12 protein-coding genes are annotated in these 17,541 nt (G+C 65.4%); 10 read left to right on the top strand and 2 right to left on the bottom strand.

The features are described 5' to 3' along the window. The first annotated feature begins 133 nt into the window (after positions 1 to 133). From METLW4_RS0117330 to METLW4_RS0117370, 8 genes are all read left to right on the top strand, one after another. Positions 134 to 2,467, top strand: coding sequence for a DUF1549 and DUF1553 domain-containing protein (locus METLW4_RS0117330; RefSeq protein WP_018267499.1), 2,334 nt, complete (start codon positions 134 to 136; stop codon positions 2,465 to 2,467). 37 nt (positions 2,468 to 2,504) lie between these two features. Next, positions 2,505 to 3,962 carry a DUF1501 domain-containing protein gene (locus METLW4_RS0117335; RefSeq protein ID WP_018267500.1) on the top strand — a complete coding sequence of 486 codons (1,458 nt, stop codon included), beginning with the start codon at positions 2,505 to 2,507 and terminating at the stop codon, positions 3,960 to 3,962. A gap of 139 nt (positions 3,963 to 4,101) precedes the next feature. Continuing rightward, positions 4,102 to 4,515 (top strand): hypothetical protein, encoded by a 414-nt coding sequence (locus METLW4_RS0117345; protein ID WP_018267502.1) that lies wholly within the window; start codon positions 4,102 to 4,104, stop codon positions 4,513 to 4,515. Between the two features lie 20 nt (positions 4,516 to 4,535). Continuing rightward, positions 4,536 to 5,426, top strand: coding sequence for a dienelactone hydrolase family protein (locus tag METLW4_RS0117350; RefSeq protein ID WP_018267503.1), 891 nt, complete (start codon positions 4,536 to 4,538; stop codon positions 5,424 to 5,426). Positions 5,427 to 5,445: 19 nt separating this feature from the next. Continuing rightward, complete coding sequence (locus tag METLW4_RS25180; RefSeq protein ID WP_051079693.1) at positions 5,446 to 5,994, top strand: rhodanese-like domain-containing protein; 549 nt, start codon at positions 5,446 to 5,448, stop codon at positions 5,992 to 5,994. Between the two features lie 7 nt (positions 5,995 to 6,001). Further along, on the top strand, positions 6,002 to 6,565 hold the full coding sequence (locus METLW4_RS0117360) for a peroxiredoxin (RefSeq protein WP_018267505.1): 564 nt from the start codon (positions 6,002 to 6,004) through the stop codon (positions 6,563 to 6,565). 31 nt (positions 6,566 to 6,596) lie between these two features. After that, the gene (locus METLW4_RS0117365; protein WP_018267506.1) at positions 6,597 to 7,088 is read left to right on the top strand and encodes a c-type cytochrome; all 492 of its coding nucleotides are present in this window, start codon (positions 6,597 to 6,599) and stop codon (positions 7,086 to 7,088) included. A gap of 30 nt (positions 7,089 to 7,118) precedes the next feature. Next, the gene (locus tag METLW4_RS0117370) at positions 7,119 to 7,862 is read left to right on the top strand and encodes a cytochrome b/b6 domain-containing protein (protein WP_018267507.1); all 744 of its coding nucleotides are present in this window, start codon (positions 7,119 to 7,121) and stop codon (positions 7,860 to 7,862) included. Positions 7,863 to 7,950: 88 nt separating this feature from the next. Here the strand turns inward: METLW4_RS0117370 and METLW4_RS0117375 are convergent, their stop codons facing one another. Both METLW4_RS0117375 and METLW4_RS0117380 read right to left on the bottom strand, forming a co-directional pair. Next, the gene (locus METLW4_RS0117375) at positions 7,951 to 8,355 is read right to left on the bottom strand and encodes a DUF1398 family protein (protein ID WP_018267508.1); all 405 of its coding nucleotides are present in this window, start codon (positions 8,353 to 8,355) and stop codon (positions 7,951 to 7,953) included. Positions 8,356 to 8,385: 30 nt separating this feature from the next. Continuing rightward, the gene (locus METLW4_RS0117380) at positions 8,386 to 8,841 is read right to left on the bottom strand and encodes a MarR family winged helix-turn-helix transcriptional regulator (protein ID WP_018267509.1); all 456 of its coding nucleotides are present in this window, start codon (positions 8,839 to 8,841) and stop codon (positions 8,386 to 8,388) included. Between the two features lie 180 nt (positions 8,842 to 9,021). Here METLW4_RS0117380 and METLW4_RS25185 point away from each other — a divergent pair, with 180 nt between their 5' ends. Both METLW4_RS25185 and METLW4_RS0117390 read left to right on the top strand, forming a co-directional pair. Further along, positions 9,022 to 9,597, top strand: a complete 576-nt coding sequence (locus METLW4_RS25185; RefSeq protein ID WP_018267510.1) for an invasion associated locus B family protein — start codon at positions 9,022 to 9,024, stop codon at positions 9,595 to 9,597. Between the two features lie 269 nt (positions 9,598 to 9,866). Then, positions 9,867 to 17,444, top strand: coding sequence for a hypothetical protein (locus METLW4_RS0117390; protein ID WP_018267511.1), 7,578 nt, complete (start codon positions 9,867 to 9,869; stop codon positions 17,442 to 17,444). Positions 17,445 to 17,541 lie beyond the last annotated feature (97 nt).

Below are 17,541 nucleotides of genomic sequence, written 5' to 3' on the forward strand. Positions count from 1 at the left end.
AATGGATATAGTCGCCTAAAGTCCCCCTCCAGCCACGAAGATGCGAGCGCGCAATGCGCGCCGACGGAACGCGGACGCTTCTCGCAAGCATATGACGCCTATAGGCAATAGAGAAAAACGAGGTTGCGGGCACATGACGAAGACCTTGAAACGATCCGTGATCGCAATGATGCTGAGCGCATCGGCGGCGGCCCTCGCGATCGCCGAAGAGCAGAAGGCGCCGGCGGGCGCGGCTTCTGAATCGGCGCGCGTCAGCAAGCCGCATTGGGCGTGGCAGCCGGCCTACCAGCCCTTCGCGCCGAATGTGCAGAACAAGGACTGGTCCCGGTCCTCCTTCGACGCTTTCGTGCTGTCCAAGATCGAGGCGCGCGGCCTGACGCCTTCGCCGGACGCCGATCGCGCCATCTTCATTCGCCGCGCCACTCTGGACGCCTGGGGCCTCATCCCGACGCCGGAGGAGGTCGCCGCATTCGAGAACGACAAGAGCCCGGACGCCTATGAGAAGCTGATCGACCGTCTGCTCGCCTCGCCGCGCTACGGCGAGCGTCAGGCGCGCTTCTGGCTCGATCTCGCGCGCTACGCCGACAGCACCGGCTTCCAGAACGACAATACGCGGCCGAACATGTTCCGGTATCGCGATTACGTGATCAAGGCGTTCAACGACGACAAGTCCTACGCCCAGTTCATTCGCGAGCAGATCGCCGGCGACGAGATCGCGCCCGGCGATCAGGATGTGCTGGTCGCGACCGGCTTCCTCGCCGGCTACCCGGACAACAGCAACTCGCGCGATCTGGTGCAGCGCAAATATCAGATCACGACCGATATGGTCGACACGGTCGGCCAAGCGATCCTCGGCACGACGGTCGGCTGCGCGCGCTGCCACAATCACAAGACCGACAAGTTCACGCAGAAGGACTATTATTCTCTGCAGGCCTTCTTCGCCAACACCGCCTTCGACGAGAAGGTTCCGGCCAGGAAGGGCGAGGTGGAGGCCGAGTTCCAGAAGGAGCAGGCCGTCTACAACGAGGCGACCAAGGCCATTCGCGCGCGGCAGAAGGAGATCATCGACTCCGTTCGCGAGGCGGCGCTGAAATATCATAAAGAGCGCTATCTCACCGACAGCCGCGACTCGATCTTCAAGCCGAAGGATCAGTGGAACGCGATGGACCGCTGGGTCAATCACCGTCTCGTCGCGGTGACGGACGATACGGCGCTCGCCGGCTTCCTGCGCTACGCCGCCGACGACAAGACCGCGCCGGAGCACAGCGAGGAGATCGTCAAGAAGGCCGAGGAATATCAGAAGCTGACGCAGGAGCTGCGCAAGTTCCAGACTCTGCGCTCCAACAAGGGCTCGCTGAACTACACCGCCGCCACCGAGCTCGGCCATAGCGACGCGCCGCCCACGCATATTCTCTTCGTCGGCAATCATGAGAAGCCGCTCGACGAGGTGCAGCCGGCCTTCCCCGAGGGCATGACGACCGAGGCTCCCGACATCAAGCCGACGGCGACCTCCTCCGGCCGCCGCACGGCGCTCGCCGACTGGCTGGTGAGCGAGAAGAATCCGCTCACCGCGCGCGTTTTCGTCAATCGCGTGTGGAACCAGTATTTCGGCAAGGGCATCGTCGGCACGGTCAGCGACTTCGGCAAGGCCGGCGACAAGCCCACCAATCAGGAGCTGCTCGACCATCTCGCCTTCACCTTCGTGAAGGACGGCTGGAGCGTGAAGAAGCTGCATCGCTCCATCCTGCTCTCGGCGACCTATCGCCAGTCCTCCGATTATCGCGAGGATGTGGCCAAGGCCGATCCCGAGAACAAGCTGCTCGCCGTCTTCCCGCGCAAGCGTCTCGAGGCGGAGGAAATCCGTGACTCGATCCTCGTCGCGTCCGGCAAGCTCAATGAGAAGATCGGCGGCCCGAGCGTGTTCCCGCCCGTTCCGACGAATTTCGCCGGCGGCGGCAATTTCAATCAGGATCCCGCCTGGACCGTCTCCAAGGATCCGAACGATTACACCCGCCGCAGCCTCTACATCTTCACGCGCCGCAGCCTACCCTATCCTCTGCTCGAGACATTCGACATGGCGAATGCGCAGCAGATTCACAGCAAGCGCGATGTGACGACGACGCCGCTACAGGCGCTGACGCTCTACAACAGCGAGCTCGTCTTCCAATGGTCGCAGGCGCTGGCGGGCCGCGTGATCGAGGAGGCCGGCGACAATGAGGCCGCGCAGCTCGATCGCCTCTATCTCGTGCTGTTCGGCCGCAAGCCGAGCGAGCCGGAGGTAAAGGCGCTGCACGCCTTCCTCGACCAGCATCAGAAGACGATCGCCGAGAAGGCCGAGAACGGCAAGCTCTCGATCGCGGTGCCGGTGACGACGAAGGCGCATTTCGTCGATCCGCTTCGCGCCTCCGCCTTCGTCGATCTCGTGCACACGGTCGTGAACAGCAACGATTTCGTCTACCGCTTCTAAAAGACACCACAGCAATCTGAACCGAGGGGAGCATCTCATGCTCATCAAGACATCGCGTCGCGAATGGCTGCGTAGCGCGGCCTATGGAGTGGGTGGTTTCGCTGTTTCCGGCATGATGCCCGGCGGCGGCTGGTTCGGGGTTCCCGACGCCAATGCGGCGGCCACTTTCGTCGATCCGCTGGCGCCCAAGCAGCCGCATTTTCCGGCCAAGGTGAAATCGGTCATCTGGGTGCATCTGGACGGCGCGCCCAGCACCATCGATCTCTATGACTATAAGCCCGAGCTCGAGCGCCTCGCCGGCCAGGACATTCCGGCCTCCTTCCTCGAGGGCATCAAGACCTCGACGCAGGGCGGCGTCGGCAAGCTCTTCGCCTCGAAGCGCAGCTGGAAGCAATATGGCCAGAGCGGCGCCTGGTTCTCGGATCTGCTGCCCAATCTCGCGCAGCAGGCCGACAAGCTGACCTTCGTCAAGTCCAGCGTCACGGTCGGCGCCACGCACGACATCTCGATCCTGAAGCTCAACACCGGCGATCTCTCCCCCGGCCGTCCTTCGCTCGGCGCCTGGGTCGCCTATGCGCTCGGCTCGGCCAATCCCGATCTGCCGCCCTATGTCGTGCTCTATGGCGGCCAGCGCGAGCCGCGCGCGGGCTCGGTCAATTGGAGCTCGGGCTTCCTGCCGGCGGTCTATCAGGGCACGGCCTTCCGTCCCGGCGCGCAGCCGATCCTGCATCAGGCGCCGCCGGAGCTGATCGGCCTGCAGCAGCAGCGCGAGAGCCTCGATCTGCTGCATCAGCTGAACGACATTCGCTCCGCCTCGCGTCCGCAGGACAGCGAGCTCGCTGCGCGCACCAACTCATATGACCTCGCCTATCGCATGGAGGCGACGGCGCCGGAGGCGGTCGATCTCTCCAAGGAGACCGAGGCGACCAAGGCGCTCTACGGCCTCGACGACGAGGCGACGCGCGACATGGGCACGGTGCTGCTGCGCGCCCGTCGTCTCGTCGAGCGCAATGTGCGCTTCGTGCATGTCGTGTCCGGTCCGATCGCCGGACTCGGCCAGGGCGACGACGCCAATTGGGACGCGCATCGTCAGCTCGAGCGCAATCACGGCGCTCATGCGCGCGCCATCGACAAGCCGGTCGCCGGCCTGCTCGCCGATCTGCAGTCGCGCGGCCTGCTCGACGACACGCTCATCGTGTGGACCTCGGAGTTCGGCCGCACGCCTTACGGCCAGAGCGGCGACGGTCGCGACCATAATCCCTGGGGCTACACCCAGTGGCTGGCCGGCGGCGGCCTGAAGCACGGCATCACCTATGGCCGCACCGACGACCTCGGCCTCAAGACCGTCGAGAATCCGGTCGACACCTATGATCTGCACGCCACCGTGCTGCAGCTCCTGGGCCTCGATCACCTCAAGACGATCTATCTGCGCGCCGGCCGCGCCGAGCGCCCCACCGTCGTCTACGGCAAGGTCGTGAACGACATTCTCGCCTGACGATCAGACTCGGCCGGAGCCCTCGCGGCTCCGGCGCGACATGCCGATCTTGCTCGCGGCGCGGCGGCGCGCGCCGCGAGAACGAACAGGCGTGTCCTCGGCACAGCAGAAACCTCGAGGCAGGATCGCAAAAAGCGCCATGAGCCGCATCTCAGCCTATCGAAATTCTTACGCGCGTCTCGCCCTCTGCGCGATGCTGATCGCCACGCCGGCGCTGGCCGCCTTGGACCTGCGCGATTACGACGACGATCTGATGCGCGATCTCGAAAAGACGATCAAATATTTCGAGCCGGACATCACCGCGCAAAATTCGCAGGCCGCGAAAGAGGATGCGGAAGTGCTGCTCGACGGCTTCCGCTATACGGAAGACTATTTCGCCAAGCGCGGCAAGGACGACGCCGTGGCGATCTCCCGCGATGGATCGCGCCTCATCGCCGATGTCGTCGCCAAGGTCGACAAAGGCGAGTTCGACGCCGCCGCCGCCTCCGCGCGGGAGGCGACGCAAGTCTGCAAAACCTGCCACGAAATCTACAAGCCCCGACTCGCACGTTGAGAGACCCGAGGAAAAGAACCATGACGCGTAAGACCGCAAACGAGTTCCCGCCCGGAATATTGAAGCTCTTCGATCTCTTCGTGCATGGCGACATCGATCGTCGCGGCTTCGTCGAGGGCGCGAAGAAATTCGCCATCGGCGCCGCCGCTGCGACCGCCTTCCTCGACGAGCTGCTGCCGCGCTTCGCCGAGGCGGAGGTGGTCAAGAAGGACGATCCGCGCATCGTCGGCAAGACGCTCGAGGTTCCTTCGCCGGACGGCAATGGAACGGTGAAGGGCTATTTCGTGCAGCCCGCCAAAGTGGAAGGCAAGCTGCCGACCGTGCTCGTCATCCACGAGAATCGCGGCCTCAATCCCCATATCGAGGACATCGCCCGCCGCCTCGCTCTGGCGAATTTCGTCGTCTTCGCGCCGGATGCGCTGGCGCCGCTCGGCGGCTATCCGGGCGACGAGGACAAGGCTCGCGAGCTCTTCACCAAGCTCGATCAGGCCAAGACGCGCAATGATTTCATCGCCGCCTATGGCGCGCTGAAGACCTGCCCGATCGGCAATGGCAAGGTCGGCGCGGTCGGCTTCTGCTACGGCGGCGGCGTGGTCAATTTCCTCGCCACCAAGCTGCCCGACCTCGCCGCCGGCGTTCCCTTCTACGGCGCGCAGCCGCCGGCCGAGGAGGTCGCCAAGATCAAATCGCCGCTGCTCATCCAATATGCGGGCGTCGACGATCGCATCAACGCGGGCTGGCCGGCCTATGAGACGGCGCTGAAAGCCGCGCATGTCGATTATCAGGCTTTCGTCTATCCGGGCGTGCAGCATGGTTTCAATAATGACACGACTCCGCGCTACGATGCCGCGGCGGCCGAGCTCGCCTGGAAGCGCACCGTCGATTTCTTCAATGCGCATCTGCGCGCCTGACAGAGAAAAGGAAACAGCCATGAGAGCCTCGACGCTCTTTTTCGGCCTGGCGCTCGGCGTCGCCTCCACCGCGCTTCTTTCGACCGGCGCCGGCGCGCAGCAGGCGCCTGCGCCCGCCGCTCCCGCCGCCGCGGCGCCCGTCACGCCGCAGAATGATCCCGCCTACACCTACAAGACGCTTCGCCTCAATCGCGCCGCCTTCGACGCTCTGCTGGCGAAGCCCGAGGATCTTCTGGTTCTCGACATTCGCCGGCCCGACGAGCTGACCAAGGTCGGCGGCTTCCCGGTCTATCTGAGCATCCAGACCAAGGAAGTTCAGAAATATCTCTCCTATATTCCGCGTGACCGTCTCATCGTCACTGTTTCCAATCGCGCGCATCGCGCCGGCGCCGTCGGCGATATTCTCGCCGGCCTCGGCTATCATGTCGTCGGCGCGATCGGCGTGCTCGATTATCAGGACGAGGGCGGAACTCTGACCAAGATCGCGCCGCCGGCCCCCGCCGCGACGGCCGCGGTCGCCGCTCCCGCCGCCGCCCCTGCCGCGGCTCCCGCCACCGCCGCCAAGTGAGGCCAAAATGCGTAAGCTCGCGATTTTCACAGCTCTTTCGGTCGCTCTCGCGGCCGTCCCGGCCTCCGCTGCATTGAAGACGGGCGCCTCGGCGCCCGATTTCAGCGCCCAAGCCGCCATTGGCGGCAAGGACTTCGTCTTCTCTCTCGCCGAAGCGCTGAAGAAAGGCCCGGTGGTCCTCTACTTCTATCCCAAATCCTTCACGCGCGGCTGCACGATCGAGGCGCATGAGTTCGCCGAGAATTACGACAATTTCGCCGCCGCCGGCGCCTCGCTGATCGGCGTCTCCGCCGACACGATCGAGACGCAGCGCGATTTCTCGACCAAGGAATGCCGCGACAAATTCCCCGTCGCGGCGGATGCGAATTTTACCGTAATCAACGCCTATGACGCAAAGCGCGACCGCCCGACGCAGAATGGCGACACGGTTTCCGACCGCATCTCCTATGTCGTGACGCCGGACGGCAAAATCGGCTTGACCTTTGTCAGCTCGGACCCGATCAAGCATGTCTCGGAGACGCTTCAATTCGTGCGGCAATGGCAAGAGAGCCATAAAGCCGGCAAGATTTGAGCATTCAACCTCGGAATAAAAAGGGACGATCATGAGTCTGTATTCGAAGCGCTCGCTCGCTCTCCTCGGCGGCGCGCTCATCGCCGGTTGCGTCGCGCTGAATTCCGCCTCCGCACAGGCGCCCGGCCCCACGCCGGCGAAAATCGCGGTGGAGAATCGCAAGGCGGAATTCGTGCTGATCGGCAATTTCTTCCGGTGGTTCGGCGCCGTCGCCAGAGGCAACGCCCCCTATGACGAGGCGGAGGCCAAGAAGCGCTCCGAGCGCATCGCCTATATCGCCGGCTTGCTCGACGAATCCTTCCCCGACGTCTCCAATGTCGGCGAGCCGGACAGCAAGGCGAAAGCCGAAATCTGGAAAGAGAAGGCGGAGTTCGACAAGAAGCTCGCCAAGTTCAAGGAGGACGCCCATGTCTTCGCCGATGCGATCGGCAAGGAGAAGGGCGCGACGGAAGCCTTCAAGACCGCGGTCGCTAATCTCGGCCAGGACTGCAAGGGCTGCCACGACTCCTACAAGGCGAAATAGTCAGGCCCAACGAGCGCGACGAGACGTAAGATGACGGTGATCGACAGGCCGCCCGAAACAAAGGCGGCGGACGCGCAATCGAAAGAAGAGCGTCTGGTGTGGGACTTGCCGGTGCGGCTGTTCCACTGGTCGCTCGTCGTCTCTTTCATCGGCGCCTATGTGACCAACAGGCTCGGCGTCGCCTGGTTCGACTGGCATGTCCGCTTCGGCTACGCCGTTCTCACGCTCGTCGCGTTTCGCGTGCTCTGGGGCCTTTTCGGCGCCAAGCACGCGCGCTTCGCCAGCTTCCTGCGGCATCCGCGGGAGGCGTGGCTCTATGGGCGAGGCCTGCTGCGCGGCCGCGCGCCGCTCTACGCCGGGCATAATCCGCTCGGCGCGCTGATGGTTGTCGCGCTGCTGCTCGGCCTATTGGCGCAAGCGACCATGGGCCTTTTCGCCAATGACGAGATTTTCAATGTCGGCCCCTTCGCCGGCGCGGTGAGCAAGGAGACGAGCCTGCTGCTCACCTCGCTGCACAGGAAGGGATTCTATGTGCTGGCGGCGGCCGTCTTCATTCATGTCGCGGCGGTCATCGCCTATGTGTTGGTGAAGCGCGAGAATCTCGTGCGCGCAATGGTCACGGGCTATAAGCGCGCCGAAACCGTGCATCCGAAGGACGAGATCGCCAGCTCCCGCCTGCCGCTGGCGGCGACCCTGCTGCTCGTCGTCGCCATCGCGCTCGCCGCGCTCACCTCGATCGCGCCTGTGGCCAGCGCCGGCGGCGATGGGTTCTGAGGAGAGGCGCGCCGCGTCTTTCGTTTCGTGAATTCGAACGCGCTTTCGCGAGAGGCGCGGGAACCGAAAGGCCTGCTCCCAAATCGCGTCAGCGTTGAGGGAATGGCTCGACATGCGTTTCTGCGGCGCGGCCGAAATAGACGGCGCGGCGCCCGAAGAACGACACGAGATAGCCGGCGCAACCGCCGGTCATGATCTTCTCGCAGAAACCAGAATATGTGTAGCTCGGAGCCGCATGCTGCGCTTCCGCGATCGCCGCGCGCAGAGCCGCGACATTCAGCTCGGCGGCGATCGGCGCGTGATGGCGATGCGTGGCGAGGACGACGCTTTCGCCGTCAGGCAGATAATAGGTCGCCGTCGCGCGGCGGAAATCGATCGAATAGCTCTCGAATCCCGCCTGCATCAGCTTCCCGACGACTTCTGGAAAGCTCAGACTATTGCTCTCGGCCGCCCGCAGACAGAATTCGGCGACTTCGGATATTGCAGCGTCCATGGTTGCTCCTTCGGCTGTCGGGGCGCGCGTTCAATCGAGCGGCATCTTCGTCAGGCCCAGTCGCGCGACGGTCTCACGCAAAATCCGCTCGAGGGCGCTTCGATCTTCGTCGGAGAGGCTCCCGAAGCACGCGATCTCATTCTGGTCGGCCAATGCCGCTAGCTCGGGCACGAAGCCGGCGCCTTTGCGGGTGAGACGCAGCGTTTGCGCGCGTCCGTCCGCCTCGCTCGCTTCGCGCATGACGAGGGCCTTGGCGATGAGGCGGTCGGCCAGCTTGGTGACGGCTCCCCGCGTCAGGCTCATCTCGCTCGCGAGCCGGCTGGGCGAGGTCGGCTCCCTGCCGTAGAGACTTCGCATCAGTCCCCATTCGGCGACCGTCACATCCTTGTCGGCGAGCTTTCGGGCGAAGCCGAGCGTTACGTGATTGGACAGTTGGCGTAGCCAGTAGCCGAGATGATCGGTCAGATCAGGAATGCGGGAGGGCATGACGGGACGGCCCGGTTGATTTCCTTGGAAACTATCTGGAGGAGATTTCCTAGTCAACTACTGGCGCCGACGCCCCATGTCGAGAAGCTCGCGCTCCGCGCGCACCTTGAGCCATAGCTTCGCCTGAGCTACCAAGGACGCCGTCGCCTATCCGATCGTCTTCGCGCGTCGAGGCTCGTCATGGCTCGTCCTATCGCATCGGCTCTCGTCCTGCTTCTGCAGATTTCCGTCGCTCATGCGCTGGACCGGCCGAGTGCGCCCGCGCGTGCGGCGGCTCCGGCGAAGGCGCCCGCGGCGGCTCCGGCGGGAGAGGCGCCGCGCGTGTTCGGCGATTGGCAGCTGCGTTGCCTCGCGGCCGGCGGCGGGCAGGCGGCGCATCGCAGCTGCGAGATTTTGCAATCCGTGCTGGTCAAGGACAAGAGCGCGACCATCGCAGAGATCGCCTTCGGCAAGCCGGATACGGCGCAGGCCCTCGCTATGACGATCGTCGTGCCGGTCGACGTCGCCTTTCACGCGGCGCCCCGCGTGACGGTGAGCGACGCCGATCCGCAGCCGCTCGATCTCGTCTGGCGGCGCTGCGCCGCGGCGGGGTGTTTCGCCAGCGTCCCGCTCGGAGAGTCGATCCTCGCCCGCTGGCGGGCCTATGACGGAATGGGGCGCATCGCCTTCAAGAGCGCCGCTGGGCAGGATGCGGCTTTGCCCATTTCGTTTCGCGGGCTCGCGCAGGCGCTGGATGCGCTGGCGCGGGAGCGTTGACGATCTGTGGCAGAATTGCCACAGCCGTTGAAATTCGCCGAACGCCAGACAAAAAACAGAAATTCATAGAAACACTTAAGTAATTCACTTAGTGGGCGTTTCCGCCCGCTGCGCAGCCGCGCCGCGCGCTAGACGCGCAGCTGTGGCCTTGCCGCTCTCGCCGATCGAAAATAGAAATCGCAGAACTGGAAATGCGCGAGTCGGCCCGCGTCGGCCTCGCTCGACGTGATTTTGTCGTTTGAATTTCGACGAGTTTTGGAGACTAGCGAATGACCCGTTCGTCCGACCGTCGCGGCGATGCCGTGCGCTCCTCTTTTTCGAGCCTTTCGATCGGCAATTCTCACAGGGGCGGGCTTCTGCTCGGCGTGTCGGCGCTCAGCATCGCGCTTTCCATGGGCCTGTCGCCGGCGCAAGCTCAGCAGGCGGGCGGCGCGGGCGGCAATCCGGGCGGCGGAACGGCGGGAACGACCAACGCCGCGGGCGTCGGGACAGCGGGCGGCAATGCGACCAACGTCGCGGGCGGCGGCGGTGGCGGCGGCGTCAACGCCAAAGGCGGCGCTGGCGGCGGCGCGCCCGGCGGCGTGGCCCCGGGCGGCGCTGGGGCGAATGGCCCTGCCAATCAAGGCGGCGGCGGCGGCGCGGGCGCCGCGACCGCCTTTACCTTTGTCGGCGCGACAGCCGTCGCCAACCTCGTGGGCAACCCCGGCGGCGCGGGCGGGGCCGGCGGCTCGGGAACGGGCTCCGGCGGCGGCGGCGGCGCGGGCGGCAATCTCGCCGTGATGACCGGCGGCGCAGGCGTGTTCAGCGGCGTCGCCGTCGGCGCGACGACGACCGGCGGGGCCGGCGGCAACGGCGGCTCGGCGACAGGAATCGCCGGCAATGGCGGCGCGGGCGGCGGCGGCGGCTCGGCCTTTCTGTTCACCGGCTCCGGGTCTGATGTGAATATCAATGGCGCGGCTGTCGGCGGGGCCGGCGGCGCCGGCGGAAAGAGCGGCTCTCTCTTCGGCAATGGCGGCGCCGGCGGCGCTGGCGGCGCGGCTATTTCCGCCGTCGGGACGCTCGGAACCGTGACCAATGTCGGCTCGATCGTGGGCGGCGCCGGCGGCGTCGGCGGGGCGACCGCCACCGGCGTAGGCGGGACGGGCGGGGCCGGAGGAGCGGGCCTTTCGGCGATCGCCGGCGGGACGATCGTCAACTCGGGAGCCATAAAGGGCGGCGCGGGCGGGCTCGGCGGCAGCGGCGCGGCCTCGGGCAATGGGGGCGCGGCGATCGTCGGCTCCGGTCTCATAATCACCAATTCCGGCGCGATCGCCGGCGGCGCAGCCGGTGGCGCGGGCGGCTCGGCCGGCGTCGCGCTCGATCTGTCCGGGACCAATCGGCTCACCACTCTGGGCGCTGGCGCGCTCTCGGGCGACATTCGAGCCAATGGCGGAGCGCTGACGCTCGATCAGACGGTCGCGGCCGCCGGCAACGCCGCTTATGCGAACAGGATCGTCGATACGGCGGGCAATCTCAATGTCGTCGTCGACGCGGGCGCGAATGCGGTCACGCTGAGCAACGCCTCAAATAATCAATTCCAGACGCAGGTGAAGAGCGGGACGCTCTCCGTCACAAATACGGGGGCTCTCGGCGGTGGCGATCTCTCGCTCGTCGCGGGCGGATCGACGGCGCCGGCCTTCCAACTCGCCGCTGGCGCAGGCGCGCAGTCTCTGACCCAGAACGTCACGATCGATTCCGGCGTCTCTGGAACGATCGGCGCCGGCGCCGGCGCGACGCTGATGATCGCGCCCGGCGTCGGGAAGATGCTGAGCCTGCTCGGCGGGGCCGGGACGACAGTTCATTTCGGCTCGGCGACCAGCACCGGAACCCTGTTTCTCGTGCCCACGCTCGCAACGGTCGCCAGCGCGGGCGCCGTTTCCGTGGACGGTGGGACGTTGCGGCTCGGCAACACGCAGAGCGCGGCGGCCATCTCGGGCCTGACGGGCGGCCTCAATGTCGGCAAGGACGCAACGACCGCGGCGACCCTCGACACCGGCTTCAGCTTCACCGCCAATAATCTCACCGGGTCGTCCAAGGGCGTCATCACCAACAATTTCGGCGGCCTCGCCACGGTCACGACCAACAATTCCGTCGACACCACTTATTCCGGCGTGATCCGTGACGGAGCCGGCGGACAGGTCGGGGTAAATGTTAAGAGCGGCGTGCTGACGCTGGCGGGTGCGAATACCTACGGCGGCCCAACGTCTATCGACTCCGCAGGGACATTGAAGGCCGGCGCCGTCAACGCCCTTAGCCAAAAAAGTAGGACCAGTGTTCTCGGAAAACTCGACCTCAACGGCTTCAACCAGACGATCGACACCGTCTATCTCAGCGGCGGCCGCATTCGCAATGGGACGCTGACCAGCACCGATATAGTTGCCTCACCTTCCGGTGGAATTATCTCGACGGGCGGCGCAGTCGAAAGCATCTCTGGCTCCACGGGCTTGAGGCTGACCGCGGGCACGACCAATCTCGAGGGCGCCAATACTTACTCCGGCGCCACATTGGTCGACGGCGCCACATTGCGGTTGAACAGCGCGAAGGGCCTCAGCGCCAATAGCGCGCTCACCGTCAATTGGGGCGGGACCTTTGATCTCAACGGATTCAACGCCACTGTTTCCGGCGTCGGCGGGCAGGGGACCGTCACCACCAATGGCGGCGCCTCGAAGCTGACCTTCGGCCTCGGCGCGGATTCGACTTTCGCGGGCCAGTTGCGCGACGGAGCCGGTCAGTTGTCGACGCAGGTCTCCGGCGGCAAGACGCTGACGGTCACGGGGCAGAATATCTATTCGGGAACGACTCAGATCGACGGCGGCTCCGGCCTCACGGTCGCGGCGGGCGGCGCCATCGGCACGGCCGCCAATCATGCGGGCGCGATCAATGTCGATGGAACGCTGCTGATCAAGACCGGCGGGGCGGTCGATACGGGAGCCAATAATCTCACCAATCAGGGGACCGTCACCATAGAGGCGGGCGGCCGCCTCACCGATGATCTCGTCAATAGCGGCGTCGTCAATAATTCGGGCCTGACGACGGCCAATCTCCAGAACAATGCGACCGGCGTCGTGACCAACAAGGCCCCGACCGGCGTTTGGCAGGGCAATGTCGTCGCCAATAGCGGCGCGATCGTCAATGAGGCGGGCGCCAATTGGATCGGCAATGTCAACGCCGGCGCCAATACGGGCGCCATCGACAATCGCGGCGTCTGGACCGGCAATGTCGGCAATAATCTCGGCCAGCTGACGAATAGCGGAACGATCAGCGGGACGGTCGCGAATTCCGGGACCTTCTCCAATCTCGCCGGCGGCGTCGTCGCGGGCCAGCTGACCCAGTCGGCGGGAACGACGACGAACGCCGGTAATCTCAATGGCGGCGCCGGGGTCACGGGCGGCCTGCTGACCAATAATAATCAGATCGTCGGCGCTGTCGCCGTCACCGGCGGCCAGCTCGACAATAATGCGACGATCTCCGGCGCCGTCGATAATTCCGCGACCTTCAACAACTACGCCGGCGGCAATGTCACGGGCGGGCTGAAGACTTCGGGAACGGCGACCAACGCCGCCGGCGCGACGATCAGCGGCGGCGTCAATGTGACGGGCGGAACATTCGCGACGCAAGGCGTCGTCAATGGCGGGCTGACCAATTCGGGAACGACCAATGCGCAGGGGACGATCAATGGAATCGTCAACAATCTCGCTGGAGCGTTCAATGTCACCGGCGATCTCAAGACCGACTCGGTGCAGAATTCGGCCGGCGCGACGGTCGATATAAAGGCGGGAACGACGAGCGGCGCCGCGGGCGTCTTGTCGGTCAATAACGCCGGCAATCTCTTCGTGCGCAATGGCGCGACGCTCACGGCGCTGGGCGGCGTGACCAATTCCGGCGCGCTCACGGTCGATCAGGGCGGCAAGGTCAATGACGCGCTCACCAATACGGGCGTCGTCAACAATTCCGGCGCCTATAATGGCGATCTCATCAACTCCGGCGCCGCGGCGGTCGTGACCAACAAGTCCACGGGCGTTTGGACCGGCAATGTCCTGTCCAACACGACCGGCGCGCAGATCGTCAATCAAGGCTCCTGGGTCGGCGACGCCGCCAACGCCAGCGGGACGATCGACAATCAGGCGACATGGACCGGCGCCGTCACCAATGGCGCCGGCGGAACCTTCAAAAATTCCACCGCGGCTTCCAAGCTCAGCGGCCTGCTGACCACATCGGGGACGGCGACCAACGCCGGCGCGCTCAATGGCGGCGCGCTGGTTCTCGCCGGAACGCTGAATTCGACGGGAACGATCAATAATGGCGCGACCGTCACGGGCGGAACGCTGACGACGAGCGGAACCGTCAATGGCGGCCTCGTCAATGGCGTCGCCGGCACGGTGTTCGCCGCGGGCGCGATCAATGGACAGATCGATAATAGCGGCAAATTCACGCTGACGGGCGCGCTCGCCAATAATGGCTCGACCGTCAACAACAATGCCGGCGCGACGCTCGACGTCAATACGCGCAGCTTCACCAACATAGGCGCGCTGAACAATAATGGCGCGATCACCATCGCCGGCGGCAGTCTCGCGGTGAATGGAACGCTCACGCAGGTCGCGGGCTCGATTCAGAACGCCGGCGGCGCGATCGCCGCCAATGCGGTCACCGAGACCGGCGGCCTCATCGCCAATAGCGGGACCATCGGCGCGACGACGAATTTCGCGGTCAATGGCGGCGTGCTGACCAATAACGCCGGCGGCGTGGTGACGGCCGCTGCGCTCACCCTGGGCGCCGGCGGAACGATCAACAATAATGCGACGATCACCTCGGCCGCCGTGATCCAGAACGCCGGCCTCGTCAACAACAACAATGGCGGAACGCTGAACGGCGGCCTCGTCAATACGGGGACGCTCAACAATAACGCCGGCGCCATCCTCAATGGCGGGCTGACCAATAGCGCGACGGCGACCAATGGCGGGACCGTCAATGGCGGCGTCGCCAATAGCGGCTCCTTCACCACGACGGGCGCCGTCACTGGCGGGCTGACCAACGCCGCGGCGGGCGTGACGAAAGCGGCCGGCTCCATCGCCGGCGGCGTGACCAATGCGGGCTCCTTCACCGTCACCGGCGCGCTCGTCAATGGCGGCGGCAATTTCGCCAATAATGGCGCGGGAACGCTCGTTGTCTCCGGCGGCGATTACACCACGATCGACCAGCTGACGAACAGCTCGACTGCCGCGACCGGCGTGTCGGTCACCGCGGGACGCACGCTCTCGGCGTCCAGCGTGACCAATGCCAGTGGTGCGACCATCGCCAATTTCGGGACCCTCGTCTCTCACGCGACGATAGTGAACTCTGGAACCTTCATCAATTCCGGCGCGGTCGCGGGCGGCCTCCTCAACGCCGGCGCCTTCAATCAGCTCGCCGGCTCTTTGGGCGGATTGGCCAACACCGGAACGGCTAATGTGTCCGGCTCGCTCGACTTCGTGACCAATACGGGCTCCTTCACCGTGACCGGCGCGCTCGTCAACGGCGGCGGCAATTTCATCAATATTGGCGCGGGGACGGTCGCCGTCGCCGGCGGCGACTATACGAATATCGGCTTCCTCGATAATCGCTCGACGGCGGCGACCAGCGTCTCGATCTCCGCGGGCCGCACGCTACGCGCGAGCGTTCTGTCCAACAACGTCGGCGCAACGATCGTCAACGCTGGCACGCTGGCCGTGACCGACGCGCCGATCCAGAACGTCGGAACGCTGACCTCGACGGGCGCAATCACCGGCGGGCTCAACAACAACAATATCGCCAATGCGGCGGGCTCGATCGCCGGCGGCGTCGCCAATACGGGAACATTCACCGTGACCGGCGCGCTCGCCAATGGCGGCGACGATTTCGTAAATAAAGGCGCGGGGACGCTCGCCGTGTCCGGCGGCGATTACACCGCCGTCGGCGCGTTGACGAACAGCTCCACCGCCGCGACCGGCGTGACGATCGCCTCTGGCCGCACGCTCTCGGCTACCAGCGCGACGAACAGCGCCGGCTCGACCATCGCCATCAACGGCGGCGCGCTGCTGACGACCAATGGCTTCGTCAATAAGGGCAAGGTCAACGCCGCCGGAGCCATCGGCGGCGGCGTGACCAATACGGGGACATTCAATGTCGCCGCTGCGCTCGCCAATAATGGCGGCAAGTTCGACAACAATGGCAATGGCGCGTTGATCGTCGGAGCGGGCGATTACACGAATATCGGAACGCTGACCAACAGCTCGGCCGGCGACGCCACGGCCGGCGCGCAATTCCAGGGCATTGGCGTGTCGCTCGGCCATGGCCGCACGCTCGGCGCGACCAGCGTCGTCAATAATGCGACCATCGCGCTCGGCGACCGCACGACCAATACGACGGTCAATTCCGTCATCGCCGGCAATCTCACCAATAATGGGACGCTCGATCTCGCCGCCGCCAATCAGGTGGTCGCCAATGGCGCGACGGCGGCCGCGCTCGCCAACAGCCTCACCGTCAACGGCGGTTATGTCGGCGGCGGCGTGCTGAATGTGGCGGCGCGCTTCAACGATCTCGGCGGACAGCGGGCCGGCGAGCTGCTCGTCAATGGCGCGGGCTCCGGCAATGTGACGACGGTGATCGTCAATCCGTTCCTGAACAGCACCGGCTTCTTCGCCAGCCCGATTTTGATCGCCAAGACCAATCCGGGCTCGACATCGACCTTCCAGCTCGGCAACGCCGCCACAGCGATCGGCGCCGCGCAGGCGCTCAACACGGGTCTGGTGAGCTTCAACCTGCAGCAGCTCAGCCCCGGCCAATGGTATCTCGTCCCCAATCTCGACACCGGAGCGCTGTCGGCGATCGGCGGCAGCGTCGCCTCCGCGATCAGCTCGGCGACGACGGGCTTTTTCCAGAGCGCTTCGGCCTTCGTGCAGTCGCGGCCGGACGCCAAGCCCAACGCCGTCGATTTCGGAATTTGGACGCGCGCCGCGGTCGGCCGGTCCGATCTCGCGAGCTCCTCCAGCGCGCCGACGGCCGCGGGCGGGACGGCCATCACCAATGAGAAGACGCGCACGCTCTACAGCGGCTATCAGGTCGGCCTCGACGCCTCGCTCTCCAATATCGAGAACACGCAGATCAACCTCCACACCGGCGTGATGGCGGGCCAATATCTCTCCAATTCCTACGATCTCCTCGGCTCCGGCACGAGGACGCGGTTCGACGTGCCTTTCGTGGGCGTCTATGCGGTGGCGACCGGCTTCGGCTTCTTCGCCGATGTGCAGTTCCGTCATGATTTCTGGAACGCGGACATCACCAATTATCGCGCCGGCCTCAACGAGACGCCGCTGCAGGGCCGCGGCTGGGCGGGCTCCGCCTCGCTCGGCTATCATTGGGATCTGCCCAATGATTGGTTCATCGAGCCCTCGGCCGCGATCAATGTCACCAGCGTCGATTTCGATCGGCTGCAGGTGGCGGCGGGCACGACGCCGGCCTATCTCGCGCTCGACACGGTGCGCTCGACTCTCGGCCGCGTCGGCCTGCGCGCGGGAACCTCCTTCGTCATCGACAATAAATACGCCTTCCAGCCCTTCGCCTCGGTCAGCGGCTGGAACGAGTTCGAGACCAGCCTGAAGGAGACGTTCCAGCAGAACGTCACCTATGTGCCGATCGCGGTGTCGCGCTCCGGCGCTTTCGCGCAATTCGGTCTCGGCGTCTCGGCGCAGATCATCGACACGGGCTGGGTCGGCTTCCTGCGCGGCGATTATCGCACCGGCGAGAAGCTGACCGGCGCGGCGCTCAATGGCGGCGTGTCCTACCGCTTCTGAACGGCCGCGCCGTTTCTCGCGCGCGGCGGAAGGACGGCCTTCCGCCGCGTGACGCTTTTCTTGCGACAGCTCGGCTGTGACCGGGCGGTTTGCTTTC

The organism is Methylosinus sp. LW4, assembly GCF_000379125.1.
Classification (GTDB): domain Bacteria; phylum Pseudomonadota; class Alphaproteobacteria; order Rhizobiales; family Beijerinckiaceae; genus Methylosinus.

Coding starts and splice junctions, on each gene's coding strand:
- METLW4_RS0117330 (WP_018267499.1), top strand. CDS start 134: ATGACGAAGACCTTGAAACGATCCGTGATCGCAATGATGCTGAGCGCA.
- METLW4_RS0117335 (WP_018267500.1), top strand. CDS start 2,505: ATGCTCATCAAGACATCGCGTCGCGAATGGCTGCGTAGCGCGGCCTAT.
- METLW4_RS0117345 (WP_018267502.1), top strand. CDS start 4,102: ATGAGCCGCATCTCAGCCTATCGAAATTCTTACGCGCGTCTCGCCCTC.
- METLW4_RS0117350 (WP_018267503.1), top strand. CDS start 4,536: ATGACGCGTAAGACCGCAAACGAGTTCCCGCCCGGAATATTGAAGCTC.
- METLW4_RS25180 (WP_051079693.1), top strand. CDS start 5,446: ATGAGAGCCTCGACGCTCTTTTTCGGCCTGGCGCTCGGCGTCGCCTCC.
- METLW4_RS0117360 (WP_018267505.1), top strand. CDS start 6,002: ATGCGTAAGCTCGCGATTTTCACAGCTCTTTCGGTCGCTCTCGCGGCC.
- METLW4_RS0117365 (WP_018267506.1), top strand. CDS start 6,597: ATGAGTCTGTATTCGAAGCGCTCGCTCGCTCTCCTCGGCGGCGCGCTC.
- METLW4_RS0117370 (WP_018267507.1), top strand. CDS start 7,119: ATGACGGTGATCGACAGGCCGCCCGAAACAAAGGCGGCGGACGCGCAA.
- METLW4_RS0117375 (WP_018267508.1), bottom strand. CDS start 8,355: ATGGACGCTGCAATATCCGAAGTCGCCGAATTCTGTCTGCGGGCGGCC.
- METLW4_RS0117380 (WP_018267509.1), bottom strand. CDS start 8,841: ATGCCCTCCCGCATTCCTGATCTGACCGATCATCTCGGCTACTGGCTA.
- METLW4_RS25185 (WP_018267510.1), top strand. CDS start 9,022: ATGGCTCGTCCTATCGCATCGGCTCTCGTCCTGCTTCTGCAGATTTCC.
- METLW4_RS0117390 (WP_018267511.1), top strand. CDS start 9,867: ATGACCCGTTCGTCCGACCGTCGCGGCGATGCCGTGCGCTCCTCTTTT.